The sequence below is a fragment of the Paenibacillus sp. UASWS1643 genome, from assembly GCF_008693195.1.
GTDB lineage: Bacteria > Bacillota > Bacilli > Paenibacillales > Paenibacillaceae > Paenibacillus > Paenibacillus amylolyticus_B.
On record NZ_VXKZ01000115.1, the window covers coordinates 301,977 to 318,471 of the forward strand.

General features: G+C 36.7%; 17 protein-coding genes and 1 pseudogene. 5 read left to right on the plus strand and 13 right to left on the minus strand.

Translation table 11 applies throughout. The features are described 5' to 3' along the window. Positions 1 to 12 precede the first annotated feature (12 nt). Together FE296_RS25995 and FE296_RS26000 are read right to left on the minus strand one after the other, a co-directional pair. Positions 13 to 1,989, minus strand: coding sequence for a hypothetical protein (locus tag FE296_RS25995; protein WP_150366812.1), 1,977 nt, complete (start codon positions 1,987 to 1,989; stop codon positions 13 to 15). Beyond that, entirely contained in the window at positions 1,982 to 2,659 is a 678-nt protein-coding gene (locus tag FE296_RS26000) for a TnsA endonuclease N-terminal domain-containing protein (protein WP_190945547.1), read from the minus strand. Before FE296_RS26000 ends, FE296_RS25995 begins: the two co-directional genes overlap by 8 nt. Positions 2,660 to 2,788: 129 nt before the next feature. Between FE296_RS26000 and FE296_RS34100 the strand changes: the two genes are divergently transcribed. Both FE296_RS34100 and FE296_RS26010 read left to right on the plus strand, forming a co-directional pair. Beyond that, entirely contained in the window at positions 2,789 to 3,031 is a 243-nt protein-coding gene (locus FE296_RS34100; protein WP_190945549.1) for a helix-turn-helix domain-containing protein, read from the plus strand. Positions 3,032 to 3,095: 64 nt separating this feature from the next. Then, entirely contained in the window at positions 3,096 to 4,133 is a 1,038-nt protein-coding gene (locus FE296_RS26010) for a tyrosine-type recombinase/integrase (protein ID WP_150366817.1), read from the plus strand. 61 nt (positions 4,134 to 4,194) lie between these two features. Here FE296_RS26010 and FE296_RS26015 read toward each other — a convergent pair whose 3' ends face one another. Continuing rightward, positions 4,195 to 4,521 carry a hypothetical protein gene (locus FE296_RS26015; RefSeq protein ID WP_150366818.1) on the minus strand — a complete coding sequence of 109 codons (327 nt, stop codon included), beginning with the start codon at positions 4,519 to 4,521 and terminating at the stop codon, positions 4,195 to 4,197. A 129-nt stretch (positions 4,522 to 4,650) separates the two neighbouring features. Here FE296_RS26015 and FE296_RS26020 point away from each other — a divergent pair, with 129 nt between their 5' ends. Next, entirely contained in the window at positions 4,651 to 4,992 is a 342-nt protein-coding gene (locus FE296_RS26020; RefSeq protein WP_150366819.1) for a helix-turn-helix domain-containing protein, read from the plus strand. A 44-nt stretch (positions 4,993 to 5,036) separates the two neighbouring features. On the opposite strand, the gene FE296_RS26025 is transcribed toward FE296_RS26020, so the two are convergent. Next, positions 5,037 to 5,876: a hypothetical protein gene (locus tag FE296_RS26025; protein ID WP_150366820.1), complete on the minus strand. Its 840-nt coding sequence runs from the start codon at positions 5,874 to 5,876 to the stop codon at positions 5,037 to 5,039. A 518-nt stretch (positions 5,877 to 6,394) separates the two neighbouring features. Here FE296_RS26025 and FE296_RS26030 point away from each other — a divergent pair. Together FE296_RS26030 and FE296_RS26035 are read left to right on the plus strand one after the other, a co-directional pair. Further along, positions 6,395 to 7,420, plus strand: a complete 1,026-nt coding sequence (locus FE296_RS26030; RefSeq protein WP_150366821.1) for a hypothetical protein — start codon at positions 6,395 to 6,397, stop codon at positions 7,418 to 7,420. Then, a complete protein-coding gene (locus FE296_RS26035; protein WP_150366822.1) occupies positions 7,420 to 9,027 on the plus strand; it encodes a coiled-coil domain-containing protein in 1,608 nt (535 codons plus the stop codon). The genes FE296_RS26030 and FE296_RS26035 overlap by 1 nt, the downstream gene beginning before the upstream one ends. 97 nt (positions 9,028 to 9,124) lie before the next feature. Here the strand turns inward: FE296_RS26035 and FE296_RS33015 are convergent, their stop codons facing one another. From FE296_RS33015 to FE296_RS26070, 9 genes and pseudogenes are all read right to left on the minus strand, one after another. Then, positions 9,125 to 9,283: a hypothetical protein gene (locus FE296_RS33015; protein WP_190945551.1), complete on the minus strand. Its 159-nt coding sequence runs from the start codon at positions 9,281 to 9,283 to the stop codon at positions 9,125 to 9,127. 441 nt (positions 9,284 to 9,724) lie between these two features. Then, positions 9,725 to 9,889, minus strand: coding sequence for a hypothetical protein (locus FE296_RS33020; RefSeq protein WP_190945553.1), 165 nt, complete (start codon positions 9,887 to 9,889; stop codon positions 9,725 to 9,727). Between the two features lie 402 nt (positions 9,890 to 10,291). Beyond that, a pseudogene (locus FE296_RS26040) lies at positions 10,292 to 11,097 on the minus strand (penicillin-binding transpeptidase domain-containing protein); the annotation flags it as partial. Between the two features lie 574 nt (positions 11,098 to 11,671). Continuing rightward, positions 11,672 to 12,301, minus strand: a complete 630-nt coding sequence (locus tag FE296_RS26045) for a methyl-accepting chemotaxis protein (RefSeq protein ID WP_150366824.1) — start codon at positions 12,299 to 12,301, stop codon at positions 11,672 to 11,674. After that, positions 12,277 to 12,546 (minus strand): hypothetical protein, encoded by a 270-nt coding sequence (locus tag FE296_RS26050; RefSeq protein WP_150366826.1) that lies wholly within the window; start codon positions 12,544 to 12,546, stop codon positions 12,277 to 12,279. The genes FE296_RS26045 and FE296_RS26050 overlap by 25 nt, the downstream gene beginning before the upstream one ends. Before the next feature lie 113 nt (positions 12,547 to 12,659). Then, positions 12,660 to 13,775, minus strand: coding sequence for a hypothetical protein (locus tag FE296_RS26055; RefSeq protein WP_150366827.1), 1,116 nt, complete (start codon positions 13,773 to 13,775; stop codon positions 12,660 to 12,662). Positions 13,776 to 13,802: 27 nt separating this feature from the next. Then, a complete protein-coding gene (locus tag FE296_RS26060; protein WP_150366828.1) occupies positions 13,803 to 14,576 on the minus strand; it encodes a ChbG/HpnK family deacetylase in 774 nt (257 codons plus the stop codon). 12 nt (positions 14,577 to 14,588) lie between these two features. Beyond that, positions 14,589 to 15,473: an alpha/beta hydrolase gene (locus tag FE296_RS26065; protein WP_150366829.1), complete on the minus strand. Its 885-nt coding sequence runs from the start codon at positions 15,471 to 15,473 to the stop codon at positions 14,589 to 14,591. Between the two features lie 20 nt (positions 15,474 to 15,493). Continuing rightward, positions 15,494 to 16,480, minus strand: a complete 987-nt coding sequence (locus FE296_RS26070; protein ID WP_150366830.1) for a carbohydrate kinase family protein — start codon at positions 16,478 to 16,480, stop codon at positions 15,494 to 15,496. Between the last annotated feature and the right edge of the window lie 15 nt (positions 16,481 to 16,495).

The following is a 16,495-nucleotide window of genomic DNA, read 5'->3' on the forward strand; positions in this document are numbered from 1 at the left end:
ATAACTCCTCCATTACAAGGATTTTGTTTTGAATTGTTTTAATAGTTGATCGTATACATCCATTTCATTTATTTTCTCTCTTTTGAGTTGCTCTTCTCGTGCGTTATCTAATAACTTACTGTGTCGATGAGATTCTTCTAACAATTGAGTTTGTTCTAATGGTAAATTTGAAGGCTCATACTTGCTAACTTCATGGACTTGAGTTATTTTATTTGTCATATTTCTAGATTTTTTTGTGCGCATGAGATAATCAGTGTATATGAAAATAGGATCATCCCAAGTTGTGTAGTGGAGTAGTTTTCTCTGAACTAGAGAGTTAATAGCTTTTCTAGTTTGTAGAGAATGAGCTGTAAGTGACCATCGGCCAGCTGCTGTTAAATAACCAAATTCGCTTCCATCTGGAAGAAAAGCCTTTAACGTGCGAAGGTCGTCCACATTAACATGCAGCACAAGTTCTGTGTTTAACAAGTAAGCTGAGTTAGCAAGCCTTTCACTTCGATACTCAACGCCCTCAAATTGAATGTACGGCTTCTTACCGGATTTTAAAGAGCCTCTTACAGTTCGTTTTTGAGTAGTCTGCATAAAAAGCAACTCCGATCGTTTGGCTTCTTCAAGACGTCTTGGCATTAATCCAGTTGTCGTCATTCTTTTTTCCAAAAGTTCGAGAGGTGTTTGGTGATAAATTCCACCATGAGGAGTACCATTATAGTTGGAAATCAGTACATCAATTAGTTGCTTTAAATGATCATAGGTAATGTTTAGGCGAAGAGCCTTTTCCTCAGGATTGTTTCTTCGTGGATCATTCGGCCCGCTACCAGTAGTATTTGGTAGACGATGAAATCCGTTTTCCTCCAGTGTTTTGAAGAATCTTTCAATGATCCCCCTTCTCATTGGGAGTGCTACAGGCCCTAAATTCATAAAACAACCAATTAAGTTGTCCAGTCGATCTTTTACCATGTTGGCATAATGTGATTTAGCATTATCTAAACAGATCACATCCCAAACTGCCCAGGTTAGTTCAGGAAACTTTTCTGATGGGAATCCACCAACGGAATGATACGATAAACCAAGGATTGTCAGCTCTAGCTGCTTATGTGGCATAACTGAATTACGAACGCAGTGCATGACATCACTGGCGCTATATTCTTTACTTAAACTTATGGAGTATCCCAAGATGTTACGAGTGGCCACGTCAATAATTGTTAGAATCCAAAAACGCTCCAAGAGCTTAGTTACCAGATCTCCATCCGGTGTAGTCAAATCTACTGCAAAAAAACCATCAATACGATGAGCATCAAACTGAACTTCTTGGAATGGGAATAACTTTGAAATGTGGTTTTGTGTTTCCTCTCCCACATGTCTTGCTTTTTGCATTGCATCATTGCCATGCCGAGCGACGGATTTCCTGAAATTCTGTAGAGCTAATTGCTTAAGGTAACGTTGTACTGCTTTATATCCCATCCATTCTGTATTAAGGGGATAATCTGAATAAGTTACTCCTTTTAACCGACATTCCTCTATAAATCGTTTGTGGACGTGTTTTACTTTCATTACTGGTTCCAAGGATCGATTCTTTCTTCCCAGATATAAGTCTTCGATTAGTTCCCTAATATCAGGATGAATGTCAAGAAATCGATTAAATTCACCTGTTTTTCGATCGTTATTCTGTTTTTTATTAAATACGTCAAGTTGATATAGTTTCACGTTTTTCTGTGGAATCAATCCTCGAAACCCTAAAACGACACCATCTCGATCATACTGCATGCATCGTTGAACTAACCTTCTCAAGTTTCGAGGAGAAACTCCAGTCACTTCTTGGATTTTTTCTAATCTATCTCTACTAAAGTACATATAAACAGCTTTTTTACGCTGAATGTAATTCGTACGCATCGGCTCCTTAATTGAACTTTCATCTACACTGGGCCAATGTACAGGATTAATTTGTTCCTGCTCTAATCCACTTTTTTCATAGATACGTGCTCTACTCATTTTTACATACCTCCATTTGGCTTCCCCAAATTTGGTTTTCAATGTCTACTGAAAGATTGCCCGTGTAATATAACCACTTGAGTGCCAAATTTACATCTTCTGTTGGAAAACAAGATATCTCTTTGATGATTTCTTGAATCTTCTTGTTACACACCGTTATACAAGCCAATACATCTGAGATACAAGCGGGCTTTTCACTATTTAGAATTGCTGTGACAATGGATTTCCTATTCTCTATTGAATGCCGTCCCCTTCTAATGGTTTTCTCAGTACGAACTTCATAGGCTTTGTGATTTAATCTGCACCATTCTTGTTGTGCCTCAATCTGACGTTTGGTTCGATCGTATTTAGGGTGATTTGATGTGAGTTCCTTCTCATACTTGACTTCCACAAAGGTTTCCTTACCATCCTGATTCAAAGTCCACATATCGAATATACTTGTACGTAATTGCCCCTTTAAAACATATGATATTTTCAAAGGTTGCTCACAATACGTGATAACCTCGGGATCTGTCTCCACCATAAGCCAGTGATCAAACTCCAAATCGCTGTATAATTCAATATTGCGTTTTCCTACTTTCTTTCCTCGCGAAGTCCAGTAATTATTTCCATACTTCTTACTTCGTGAAATCTTGAGAGAAGTATACTTGATGTTTTGATTTTTCTCCACAAAGAGCATCCCTTTCATAATTTGTTTAAGTTATGAACAAAAAAACGATTTTTTATACTTTCTATGTATAACTAGTCTCTATCTATGAACATACTAAGAAGCAATAGAATTATAGATGGAGGGGTTCTAATGTCAGAAGAAGAGTTCTATAAATGGCTAGGAGAATGTCTACGAGACCTTCGGAAGTCGAAAAAGCAAACACAAGAAGAGATTTGTCAGAGTTACCCCCTTGCCCGCTCTTCCCTAGCCAACATTGAGCGAGGTAGGCATATGATTAGTGCATATAACTTATATTTGCTACTTCATATTCTAGAAATTCCTCTGGAATCTTTATTTAATAATCTATCGTATGAAGGAAGAAATAAATCATAAATGTATAAATAAAGAGTGAAATGGGAACACAGCCTGAAAAAGAATAAAGGATGTGTTTCAGGTAATGAAGGTACAAGAATATCGTGATTTAGAAAAACTATCAGACATAGCAAATGAGCTGCCTCAGGTAGTTACTAACTTTATTGAGCAGAAGCTAGATGAGAACGTCTCGCCTTCAAGTTTATTAGAATACTCAAGGGATTTTCGTATATTCTTTAGTTGGATTAGACCAAAGCTTTGGCCATACGTTGCGTCTGAAAGTGAGCTGGAATTGGAGTTGTTTAATGATATTAAACGTGAGCATGTGGAACAATTTGTTGACCATCTATATGAGTCAAGAAATTTGCAATATAGCTCTATGGTGCGTAAGTTTAACGCATTACGTTCATTATTTAGCTTCATACATCTCAAGTTTGAGATCAAGGGGGTTCCAGTTTTACGTCGTAATTGGTTTGCTACATTTACAATGGAGAGGCCCAAAGGTCCAATGGAAGTCGCTCGTCAAATGCAAAACAAAGTTTTAAGATTTAATGAAATCTATCAATTTGTTCAATTCGTTCAGGAAGGAGTTTCTGAGCAGAATAATCCCCAAGCTCAGTGGTTCTATATTCAAAATCGAGCCAGAGATGTGAGTATTATTACATTACTTTTGGAATCCGGCTTAATTGTAAGTGATTTAGTTAATATGGACATAAATGATTTAAATCTGATCGATAACTATATCCTAATCACGAGACAACAAGCCAAAGTCAGAATGAGACATAAAGTTATGTTTGGAGAAAAAGCTAAACAATACCTTATTGAATACATGAATACGAGAACGAAATTTTATAATCCTCAAAATGAGGAAGAAGCATTCTTTTTAGCTAAGAGCAATGGTGAAGTACACGGGAAACGAATTTCTAAAAGGACTATTCAAGTTTTTGTTAAAAAGTATGCTTCAAAATTCGGTGCCACTGAAGTGACCACTAGGCAGCTTACCCATTCTTTTGGTCTACAGTATGCTGAAAAAAATAGTGTGAGAAACACAAAGCAGCAATTGGCTCAACGAAATATTGAAGCAGTGGAGAAGTATTTAATTTTGTCTAGTATGATCAAATGACCATCATTAGTGGCCTTATCTAAGCCAGATGAGGCTCTTTTGGTTTTTCAAATAATAGCTCCTAGTTGATCTGTTCAGTTGTGTTTTTCTTCAGTTCCTTTAACTGATTTATTTTCTTATGATAGTGTTCTACTTCTTTCAAATTCAAATCTCTAACATTAACACATGTGGCCAGACTTACCTCCTGGTGTTTTATAGATATAATAATTATGGCTTCATAATAGTTGTGTAAGTACACTACGGGTATCTTCCACTCTCCTTCCTCTCTCGCTAGCACAAACCATTTCTTCTTAATCACTGCACTGTTCGTGTATAATCTGCCATTAAATATAATTCCTTGAGCTGTTACGGTAGCAATTCCAATATCTGCTCTTAAGTGACTTATCATCCTCTCCACCTCCTTTATCATTTATGTCCAGATAAATTGATATATAAACTTATCATTTTAATCAAATAATCTATATACATTAATGTATCGAAGGTTTCCCATTGTTTAGACTGAATTAGAGGTGTGGCAATGAACGAACCTGTTTTAAGATTAGTAGGACAACGTGTCCGCGAATTACGAAAAAAACAAGGATATTCACAGGAAGAATTAGGCGAAATGGCTGGTTTTCACTTCTCCTATATCGGGGGCGTTGAACGTGCTGAGAAAAATATTACCTTGTTAAATCTTCAGAAAATTGCGGATGCTCTTCAAGTCAATGTTCAAGAACTCTTTTTTTACAGCAAGTATGTTAAGACCGGCAAAAATGATAAAGAGAAATTGCTAAACGAAATCAATGAGAAGCTTTGGCCTATGAAATCTTCCGATTTAAAAAAGGTTAACCTGCTCTTATCTGAATTTTTCGATAGTTAAAACAAAAAAAGCCGATGTCAGAGGCATCAGCTTTTTTGTTTTAACTATACTTCCCACGATGCTTCACTTTTTAAGTTTATCCAGGAGTATCGATTGTTCTGCTGTACTAGCCCCTCCATCATATTACGCTCACTCGTCAATGTTAAAAGCAAATATTTCGTTTGGATGTTCTGTACATTTAGAAGCTCATACACTTGTGATAATGAAAAGAATCCTCTAGCTGCATATAATTTTACTTGCTCCATATCAATCTTTCCAATCCGTTGTATCAGATTCTTCCCTCCTAGCCTATATGCAGCATCAGCATCAATGTATGGATTTGGAATTACTAAACTTAGCCTCCCTATAGGTAAGGTTACTTTGTGCTGGTCCATTCGTAACATCTCCTTAAATGCGAGATTACGTAAGGATTCCCACTGTTCAACGAAGCTAGAGTAAATTCTTTTATGATACTTCCATTGATCTAAAAGCCAGTATATGTTGTTGTTTGTGATGTTCTTTCTATACGCACAGAGTTCCTCTTCTCTGTGGGCACTATCAGCTCTGATCGGAGAAAATCTTAAGTATTGGTTGCTAGCTGTACAGAATTCTTGAAGTAATAATTTCTCTGACTCATTTAGTTTGTTTAATTTAATTCGGACTACCTTAGATAGAACACCATGGTTATCAAATAAGTCGAACAATTGCTGATTTTTCAGATCGTACTCCTTAGTTGCAATAAATTTGCCAACAACATTTTGTTCTGTCCACTCAAGTCTCTGAAGTCCAAGGGATGATTGATATTCACCAATGGCTTGTCTCAGCAATTGTACTTTTGCACCTGAAATATGCATTTGCTCATAGTTTGATAATTGAACAAAATGAATGATTTTTTCTATGCTCACTAATCTATTCTCCTTTGCCTCAGTAGATTAGTGAGTGGTATTGACTGTTTTTTTATATTTTATTCAAAGTAAAGAGTAGTCAGTATCTTAAGTTGGTCACAATATATGGATAAATGTGTCTATCAGTATCTATGTTTCTCGTACTTCCTCTCATTTCATATGGTTTAATATGCCAACGGTAATTCCGCTATGATCCCCCCAATATTGAGCAGAAAATCCAATCCAAGGTTTTCAAGCGTACTAAATTATTCATTTTAACTTGTAGAATTCAATTCAACTAAGCAATTGTTGTTGCCTTTCACCTAGCATTATTTTATCAAGCTAAATGAGTCCTGACATTAAACTTGCTTGAACGTTAAAAGTTCATTCAAAACTTCTAAATTTTGTTATAACTTCACTTGTATTAAACTATTATTATGCAATTAAGAATTATATTGTTACTATATAATTAGAGAATCATGATAAAGTTACAGGGTACCCAGTCTCTACAATTTAGTCAGAAAGGAGTTAACTGTCTTATGGCGTATAAAGTGACGTCTTCGGAAAGACTACGGCCTTCAGGTGCTGAATATGAAACAAAAGCTTTACTTTATCTAATGAATTTTAGAACTGATAGTAATGATATTTATTTTTTTGTTGTAGATTTTTTTAATGATTTAACCGGTATGGATAGAATGGGAAATAAGCTATGGGATATGCAATCCAAAGGAGCAAAAAACTCTTCTCCAAAAGCGATTGGTAAAGAACTAGTCACATTATTTAAAAATTATCGGAGCGAAATAGAATTTGGTTACTACCTTCTTTTTCTCGGGGGTGTATCAAATACAGTCCGAATTGATAAAGCCCTTAATATTTTTGATATTAGCAATGTGAAACCTGAAGCTGTAAAAAAACTAAAAGAGGGTTTATGGGAAGAATCTAAAGATAAGACATATATTGATTATGAGTCTATAACGGATGAAGAAATTGAAGGATTTTTAGACAAGGTTCAGTTCATTGTTGATGATAAAGAACCGAGTGAATACGTTAAATCGATACTTAAAATTCATTCGGGAATAATTCCTGACGAACAAACTCTTGTGGCAATTTTTAATGAAATTAGAGATAACCAGTCAAGTAAAAAAAATATAGGTGTTGTTGAAAATATAACTATTGAGACAAGCTCTGAAGCCCTTGATTACTATCATCATATGACGAGTAATGAAATAAAAATATTAGTTTTAGGAAGAATAATTAACAGAAACCCGTTTGATAAAGGTGTGCCACTTTCATTCTCAACAACTCTACATAAAGCTCCACCAGAAAAATGGAAGATTATTTTAGAGGATTGCCAACTGGCTTTATCAAGGGCTCTTTTTAACAAAAACCGAGCAGGAGAATTTTGGACCTTATTTGAAAATATTTATTCATTAATTGTTTCGAATCCTCTTGATGATATAAATTTGATTTTTAAAAAACTAAATCCACTATGGGTTGACCAAAGTGATTTTGATGCTATTTCGCTAAAATATTTTATATCTATAGTAAAGGATGGCGTGCAGTAATGATAATTCAAAAGGTAGCGGTAGGAAATTCTGAAGAAGCATATGTTGAAAACAATTTATCTAATTACTTGAATATTATTTCAAGTGATGATAATAATCGCGGTAAAACTATATTAATTCAAAGTCTTTTGTTTTGTTTAGGAAATACCCCTGCTTTCCCTTCAACCTTTAATTATATGAATTACTATCATATAGTTGTCTTCTCTGTAGAAGATAAACAATACTCTCTTTGTAGAAAGTCTAACTCATTTATTTTAAGGAATAACCAAAAAATAATGATGTTCGATAGTATTTCTGAATTAAAAAGGTACTGGACAAAAAATGTCTTTATGCTCCCTACAATTATAAAAAATGGATTAGAAAGAATCGTCGATCCCGAATTGTTTTATCAATTAAATTTTGTAGGACAAGACAAAAAGGATACCTCTAATATCGCCAATAAAAACTACTATAATAAAACAGATTTTTTTAATATGTTATATTCATTTACCAATATAAGTACTAGTACTAGAATTTTAGAAGATGATGATCAAGCAAAGGAAAAAATAAAAAACTTAAAAGTCGAAAGAAAAAACTTATTAAATCAACACAAGATTTTGAAGTCAAATAATCCAGTTGCAAGTTACTTAAGTAGCGTTAATGACAAGTTGAATTTTAGGTCAAAGATAGAAAAGGTTGAGAAAATCAAAGATCAAATATTAGAACTAAGGAAATTGAGAAATGCAGCTTTATCAAGAAAAAGTAAATGTGAGATGACTATAAAAGAGTTACAATCCCTAAACAGAACCATACAATCTGGAGAGCTAAAGTGTATGGACTGTAATTCAACACATATTAATTTTAAGAGTGCTGATAAAGACACCTATAGTTTTGATGTTTCTACACTTGAAATACGCCAGCAAATTCTTGAATCGATTTCGGAAAAAATTAAAGCATATAGCGAGGACATAGAAAATTTCACATTTGAAATAAATAAACGTCAAGAAGAAATGAATAAAATACTTGAGCAGGATGAGGTTAGCCTAGAATTGTTAGTCGCGTTTAAAAATGAAATGTTTTCAGCAGATGATGCAGAAGTTCGTATAAATATCATAGATGGAGAAATAAAAAAAATTGAAGCTGACTTACTTCAGAATGCTAATGTATCAAAAAATCTTGTACAAAAACAGCAGGATTTGATAATGAATATTACAGGACTTATGAATGATACTTATTCTAATATTGATCCCTCTGGAAACCTTGAATTTGAATCTATTTTCACGAAAAGCAATCAAATATTTTCAGGTAGTGAGGCTACAATATATCATCTCGTAAAACTATATTCTTTTGCTAAAGTATTAAAATACAATCTTCCTGTTATTGTAGATTCTTTCCGTGCTGAAGATTTATCAACAGAAAAAGAGTTACTAGTCTTAGATATTTTTTCGAAGCTAAATGTGCAAGTTATACTTACAACCACTCTTAAAGCTGAAGAAGTAGGAAAGTATAATAGTATGCAATTTCTAAATCATATTGACTATTCAAAACACACTCCGAGTAAAATTTTAGGGGAAGAACATTTAAAAGAATTTAGGGCATTAGTAGAAGAATTCTCTTTAAAACTTTAATTGTTAGCTGATCTTCTGATTGGTCACAATTAAAAATCCGCCCCTCTTATTTTGAACTGCACCCCGTCAAGTAGACAATACAAAAAATAAAAGATGGTTAAGCGGCCTTGGTCCTGAATTCATTGGGACTGAGGCCGACTACAGATGTTTTGGATAATCCGTATTTTTGAGCCACAGCTTTTAAACCAAGTTCGCCACCTTCGATTTCTTGCAAAATATTCAATTTTTCAAGTGCCGTAAACTTCTTTTGTTGCATAAAAATGCTCCCCATATAGTAACAGGATTTTATTATTTCACCTGTCTACAATATGGGGAGCTTATCATTTAAACGAGAAACGGTCTCATTTTTATTCATTATACCGTGCCCGGAGTTTTTATTCGCATCATTTCAAATGAACGGCAAACTTTCTTCTCACAAACATTAAAGTTTCAAAGTCTATTTAAGACCATTGATAGTATGATATCTTAACGCTGCCGCTGTCGATCCAATTCTGCGTGAGCGAACAGTGTATTTTATTATTTTTGATTTTGAGGATGCATCCAGTTCGCCATATCATTGGTTGCTTGAATGATGATCAGAGCTTCTCTTTATTCCGGTTGCTCATGGTATCCGCTTCTATTCTAAGAAAATTCAGTTTATCTTCACATATGAAGATAAAAGCCAACATTTAAACGCTGGCTTTTTATTAAAATCGTTTTATTTAACTTTGAGGAATGACGGCAAGCCATAGTTTGCCTTTCGCTGGTAAACAACGGTTACTTCGCGATCAGGACCACCATCAACCGAAGGAGCCATGAGTTTCACTTTCGAGAGGTCATCAACTCGCATTTGTTTAATAAACTCTTCATTAGTTTTACTCATTTTAATCCCCCAAAGAGATGATTTAATGTGGTAAGCAGTTTTTAATCTTCTTCATCTAAAGTAGCAAACTCTTCAATCGTAACCTCTTCCTGAACACTGCTATGGAGAGTGATCACAATTCTTTACCCGAAGGATAACACAATATATATTCATGTGCAAATGACGCTCTGCCATAATAATGGAATTTTACATTGCTTTCTAAGTAACAATCAACAACTATACTTCACTATGTCTTGGTTGTTCTGATGCATTTTGCTGAAGTTTTAGTCAACAATTTCTGCAAATCCATTGTACACGGCTTTCCACATCTATTAATAGCCCCCCCTCTTGCTTTACCTTTGATTCTCCGTACACGAAACAGTTGATCTTTGTTCAGCCTTCACTTTGACCCAGAGGGTCTTATTACTGAAGATTGGTATCCAGTCCATATTCCTTTTCGTAGGCATCAAAAATTTCACGAACAATAGGAGCTGCGCTACTTGATCCGTATCCTCCTTCAGGTACAACCACGGCTACTGCAAGTTTTGGATTCTCACGAGGTGCAAAGGCGATGAACACCCCGTTCTCACATTAATTGACTGACCATTGATATAAATGGTTTGTTGAGAGGTGCCTGTCTTTCTTGCGAAATCATAAGGAAATCCACTGAACGCGGCATCTACACTCGTAGACATTCCACGTTGAATGGTACGCCAGTATCTGTCATCATACTTTGCTGTATTCAGTATTTTCGGTTTAACTTTTTTAACTATATTGCATTCCGGGTCACGTATTTCTTTGACCAGGTGTGGTTCTAGACGTGCTCCTTTATTAGCTAACATCACGGTATATTGTGCAAGCTGCATCGTTGTATATTTTCCTTGTTGTCCAAATGAAGCAAATGCTAAGCCTGTGAGTGCAGATTGGTTTTCCTGGTTATATTCAATTCTCCCTCTAAATTCTTTTGGTAAGTCAATTCCAGTATCAACGCCCAAACCAAATTCTTTCATATACCTGTCCCATACTTTAATTCCTTCAACATTATACTTGTTCCATAACGGTTCCCCGATCATGTCAATCATAAAAGCATTGGATGATTTCGTAATTGCAGTTTCGGGATTTAAAAGGCCATACACGCTACCTGAGGAGTTCCTGACTCTGGTACGGTCTTTACCAAACTCCGCATATCCTCGATCCTGATACGTAGAATTCGGAGCAAAAAACCCTTCATATTGGCATAACATTCCAATACATAACGGGGAGTGTGCTTGTGGTAAACGTAGTTCCAGAAATATCCAATCTGGGCATATGACGGTTTTAAATCCCGATGAATGATCTGATCCTCATGATCATGCAAGCATGCCAGGCCTGAATCTGAGAGTTCATTATTTAGAACGTATTCTCCCAAAAAAAATTTAGTATTTTCAATAATGTAATATGCTTCATTGATTTCATATCCCCCGTGATATGGGGGTGATTAATGCTCTTTAGTATCTCATATTCCTTCTTGAAGCTTGCCATGCTTTTCGTTGAACCGTACTTTTTCAGCTTTGTTTGCGAACTCGGTCATCATTAAGCGACAATAATCTCCTCAAGGTAAAAAAAGAAACCCTATAAGAATATATAGGGTTTCAAGAAGACAACAATTATTTTACAGTCTGAATAGATGATACACCTTAATGTTGTATTAAATCATCCAATTTTAGTGTCAATATCTCTATCTATTAAGATCTTTTCAATATGTTTTAAACTAAGTAAAATTCCATCATTATAATTCACTCAATTTTCAAGTGTTGCCGTAATTTATTCAATTGAAGCACCTGTCTCTTCACTAATGGATACTAGTTCATGTGTTGAAATTTTTATTGTTTTGATATCATGTGTGATTTTGGATCCTATTCTATCATTGCTTAGAGTAAGATTATTTAAGTTAATGATCGCTATATTGATTTCTTCAAATATATTAGAAGTCTGCTCAGTCATTTTATAGCTTTCTGACATTCTATGTGCAATCAGCTCCATTTTTGTTCTTGTTTTCTCTGACTTTTCAGAAAATAAACTCAATTGTTCCGAGATCTTTTCAGTAGATAAAGTGGACAACTCTGCTAATTTTCGTATTTCAACTGCAACAACAGAAAACCCCCTTCCAGCTTCGCCAGCACGTGCTGCTTCAATACTTGCATTTAAAGCTAACAAGTTGGTTGTGTTGGCAATCTCTTTAATAGTATCACTAAATTTATGGGTCTGTTTTAATTCATCAATTAACCCAGCAATATCCTTTATCATTTCCTGAATATCAATCCTGAATTCTTCAATTGTAGATGTTAGTTCTAATATCTGTTTTTGTCCCAATTCAGAGAGATCTCTTGTGTTATTCGATTCCTTTTTTAATTTTTTTATTACAATGTTCATCTCTTCCATGCTAATATCCATTTTACAGATCCATATATATCTTGTGTTGAATTACTTTGAGCAAGTACCGCTGCTGCTATCTCTTTAAAAACCTCATTCATTTCAATAAAGGAATTATTATTCAGCTCACTATTTCCAGTGATTATCTCTGTCTTATCACATACTGTTGAAATTAGAGAATCAAGAAACGACTTTTGAATCTCTTGTTCTTTAAAGTGTTGCTCTGCTTTGCTTTTCAAATCATCTGTTGAACTAACATTAACCAAGCAAGAAGGGACTCGAGAAGATCCGTGTCCCAACTCAGCTATTCACGTATACGCGACTTTGCCACACAGCAGTACACCTTGAGCACAAGCTGCTGCATTGATATTCTACCTACTCAACGGTATAACGATCGTATTCCTTCTACCATTTCATCTGCCTTTCCAACAGGATAATTAGACATACTGGTCTCGTAAAATTTTCCGTATTGTTCGCGATCAACCGCATACCCATTAAATTCGTTGACATATGCGTTGATGAACATGGGCTTGTTGTCTTTGGACCGAAGTAATAGCCCCAAGTTGTACACAAGTTCCCCTGGAATAGTTACAAACCGGAAGCCATCCGTCTCGTATACGTAGGCTGTAGGTTTGTCTGCATTTAAACGGATAAGCGCATCCTTCTCTATTGGAAACCCTTCGTACTGCTCGTAATCGACTTCTAGGGTGTAACTCGATGCCGACAGGTTTTTGAATAAAATTTCCGTGAAGTCTTTTGTTTTCACTAAAGATGCGGCAATCCCTTTACCCACTCGTTCTACTTCGTTGAAATCTTGTCCCTGCCTGGTGAACCGGGTACTCACATCTCCGCATTCGCCATTAACCACGATTGCCGGAATTCCGGTCTGTCTTTTATATTCATCTCTTAAAACACCGATAAAGTCACTCGAAATCCGATGCTCCTCGGGAGAAAGAACCGTTGGATGACAGGATAGATTAATAAAACTCACCAAGGGATTATCGCACAGGTCCCTAAATTGCAACGTATATGCCTTATTGTTAAAGGGCAAGGAAACACCGTTTCGATTCCCGTAAAATTCGTTTACTTCACACGTCCCGTAAAAGGCTTTTGCTTCTGTTATATTTTTTAGACAGTACTCCGTATTTTCTACGACCGCACTGATTATGGATTGTAGGTATTCTTCTGACGGTGCAATCTCAGGATAAATAATAGACGAGACCTTCGGTCCGGAATGTGTATGAGTAGCCTCTATAATAATCTGGTCTTCCGGAATCGAGAATCTGCCGGACAGGGTTGCTTTTATTCGGTCACTCAATTTTTTTTCGATAAGAATCACGTCAAGAACATGAAATAGAATCATTTTGTTACTCTCGATCAATAGAGAATGAAGTTCAAGATCGTCATGTTGTTCCTTGGATATTCGATCGGCGTATCCTTCCATATGACAAGGGAGTGACGGGTTGATTCTTTCTTTGCAAAAAGCTACCTTCATACTGCCTCTCCTTTCCGGAATTCAAATTTATTTCAGTTCGCCGTAACGGATCAGCTCGATATGGTGATCCTTCACGTAAGCCATAACTTGTTCACTCACAAAGGCTTTGAGGTCTTCTTCCCGTTCATAAGTCAAGGAGGAGATACGCAGCAGGTCTTCGTCTACCAAGCCCGGATGACAAGCAATTTCGACCGTATCTGGTGTGTCCTTATGAGCTGCAAGTATGGAAACGATCCGCTGTTCCTTCTTGTCGCCGGACAACACGTATAAATGGGTCGTCAAATCCGTCCCGGCAACCGAAGACAAAAACAGCTCTTTTAATTCACGATCATCTGATAAAAGATCATCCCTTCGCAAAGGTACGTTATATTCTTTTGCAAGACCTGTAACAACTTCAATCATTGTTGCATCCAAGGCACTAAAGCCATGATGGGTGTCTAAATGGTTCAGTTCCATACCAGTCGAGAGAAACTTTTCGATTTGGGCTTTGAGCTCACAGTAGACTTCGTTTTTGTTATATGTTTTAGGAATTAAATGCGGCTTTCTAAAAAAATCGCCATGATCATCTACAATACTTTTCACTTCGGATCTGGGTAACAGCGGTTTTGAAAAAGTTAGCGTTAAGTGTACACCCATGGAAGTAATTCCATTTTCCTTTGCCAACTGAATGGACTCGTCAAAGGATTTGGCGTTAACCAATACGGACGTATCAGTAATCAAGCCTTCTTTCATCCCCTTGATGATCCCTTGAGTAACCCCCATCGTTAAAGCAAAATCATCGGCGTTTACGATTAGTTTCATGTCCAGTCTCCTTTATTCAGAGTCTTGTTCATTGAATCTATGGCTTAAAAACATCCCCATAGTATCCCAGGCTCTATTTGCCATTTTGGCGTTATATTCCGTAAAAATATCATGAGTAAATCCGTGGCTGCAGTCTTCGAAACAATAATAATCAACAGGAATGTTAGAGCGTCTCAAATTATCGGCGAACTCTTCTTCCTCTTCTCGAAAAGAATCAAAGTAAGCGGATAGGATCAATGTCGGCGGAAATGCAGATACGTCTTTTGCAAGCAATGGGGAAGCCAATTCATTGACCCTATCCTTCTCATCCGCGATATACCATTCCATGTATTGTTTAAATCGATCGCTTGACATGGCTTTAGTGGGATCAATTATTTTCTTTTCTCTTTTTGATAAATCCAATAATGCATAATTCAGAATCAGCCCCGAGAACAGATTCACCCGCTTCTTAATCGACAGCAAAACCAAGGCTGCGCTAATGTTCCCTCCTGCACTATGGCCACCTATAATTATTTTTTCTGGATTTAGCCCGTATCTTGCTGCATTATCTTTTAAATGTTGGATAACCTCATAAGTCGATTCGATGGCAGCAGGAAATTTATTCTCAGGTGCCAAACAATAATCCACATTGACTACGGCACAATTCGCAATATCTGCGAGCAGTTGACAGTACTTTCCGTCCTGTTCGCAATACCCAAGTACAAATCCTCCACCGTGCAAATTAATGAACATCGGCAGTTCTTTGTTTTGGTGATTGGCAGGTCGGTAAATGTAGGCATCGATATAACCAACCGATGTTCGGACAGAGGTTTTTTCTGATTTTCCGTTTCTTTTCTCTAATTGTATATATTCAGCAAATAATCTATCCTTTTTCGCCCGATAATCATAAATGTCCATACAGAGCACCCTCTTACATGTTAAGATTCTCCGCCTCGGCGGCTTTCTATGAGCTTATCGATTTGTTCTTTGGTCGGAATAGAAGAGATCGCCCCTTTTCCAGTCGCGGTTAATGCTCCGCTTGCATTGGCGAATGCAAGGATTTCATTGTAGTGTTCGTTTACGATATCCTCCAAATTGTCTCGTCGTGCGTTCTTGTTTAGCAGCTGGTATAGGAACCCTCCGATAAACGCATCTCCTGCACCTGTTGTATCTTCCACTTGAACAGAGTATCCCACTGACGTGAATTTTTTATTTTGTACGTGTAGCTCTGCCCCTTGAGCTCCTTTTGTAAAAACAACAACTTTGACATCCCCGACAAAGAGCGATTCTATGGCTTTTCTCTCCTCGCTTATTCCGGTAATAAACTCAAGCTCTTCATCGGAAATCTTTACGATCTGGGACTTGGGAATGAAATCCAGAATAGTATTTCTGCATGCTTCCGGACTCTCCCAGAGAGGCAGCCGAACGTTGGGGTCAAAGCTGATGATTCCTCCATGAGCCTTGGCTGTCCGAATAGCCTTGATATGCGCTTGTTTCATTGGACTCTGTACCAAGTCTACCGAACAGAAATGCAAGATATCTCCTTGACCGAACCATTCTTCATCTATTTCGGTATCTTTCAGCAGTAAATCTGCGGAAGGATTACGGTAGAACGAAAAATCCCTTTCTCCATCTTCCTTCAGCGATACAAACGCCAGTCCCGTATTGGCTGCTTTAGTTCTTGCAATCTTATCTGTTTGCACGCCGGAATTCGCAAGCTGCTCCAGAAGAAAGTCACCAAACGGATCTTCACCCACCTTGGTAATCAGTGAACCTTTCCCGCCAAATTTCGCTACAGTGGCTGCCACGTTTGCTGGAGCACCGCCGGGAACACGCTCAAAAGAAGTAACGTCTTTCAATGCCATGCCTTTTTGCAAAGGAATAAAATCAATCAGTACTTCGCCAATGGCAAGTAAGCTCTTCATCCACTCACACTCGCT

Excerpts from the sequence above, each read along its gene's own strand:
- FE296_RS26045 (WP_150366824.1), bottom strand. The coding sequence starts at position 12,301 with ATGGATATTAGCATGGAAGAGATGAACATTGTAATAAAAAAATTAAAA.
- FE296_RS25995 (WP_150366812.1), bottom strand. The coding sequence starts at position 1,989 with ATGAGTAGAGCACGTATCTATGAAAAAAGTGGATTAGAGCAGGAACAA.
- FE296_RS26020 (WP_150366819.1), top strand. The coding sequence starts at position 4,651 with ATGAACGAACCTGTTTTAAGATTAGTAGGACAACGTGTCCGCGAATTA.
- FE296_RS26060 (WP_150366828.1), bottom strand. The coding sequence starts at position 14,576 with ATGAAACTAATCGTAAACGCCGATGATTTTGCTTTAACGATGGGGGTT.
- FE296_RS26065 (WP_150366829.1), bottom strand. The coding sequence starts at position 15,473 with ATGGACATTTATGATTATCGGGCGAAAAAGGATAGATTATTTGCTGAA.
- FE296_RS26035 (WP_150366822.1), top strand. The coding sequence starts at position 7,420 with ATGATAATTCAAAAGGTAGCGGTAGGAAATTCTGAAGAAGCATATGTT.
- FE296_RS26055 (WP_150366827.1), bottom strand. The coding sequence starts at position 13,775 with ATGAAGGTAGCTTTTTGCAAAGAAAGAATCAACCCGTCACTCCCTTGT.
- FE296_RS26015 (WP_150366818.1), bottom strand. The coding sequence starts at position 4,521 with ATGATAAGTCACTTAAGAGCAGATATTGGAATTGCTACCGTAACAGCT.
- FE296_RS26070 (WP_150366830.1), bottom strand. The coding sequence starts at position 16,480 with ATGAAGAGCTTACTTGCCATTGGCGAAGTACTGATTGATTTTATTCCT.
- FE296_RS33020 (WP_190945553.1), bottom strand. The coding sequence starts at position 9,889 with ATGAGTAAAACTAATGAAGAGTTTATTAAACAAATGCGAGTTGATGAC.
- FE296_RS26030 (WP_150366821.1), top strand. The coding sequence starts at position 6,395 with ATGGCGTATAAAGTGACGTCTTCGGAAAGACTACGGCCTTCAGGTGCT.
- FE296_RS26010 (WP_150366817.1), top strand. The coding sequence starts at position 3,096 with ATGAAGGTACAAGAATATCGTGATTTAGAAAAACTATCAGACATAGCA.
- FE296_RS34100 (WP_190945549.1), top strand. The coding sequence starts at position 2,789 with ATGTCAGAAGAAGAGTTCTATAAATGGCTAGGAGAATGTCTACGAGAC.
- FE296_RS33015 (WP_190945551.1), bottom strand. The coding sequence starts at position 9,283 with ATGCAACAAAAGAAGTTTACGGCACTTGAAAAATTGAATATTTTGCAA.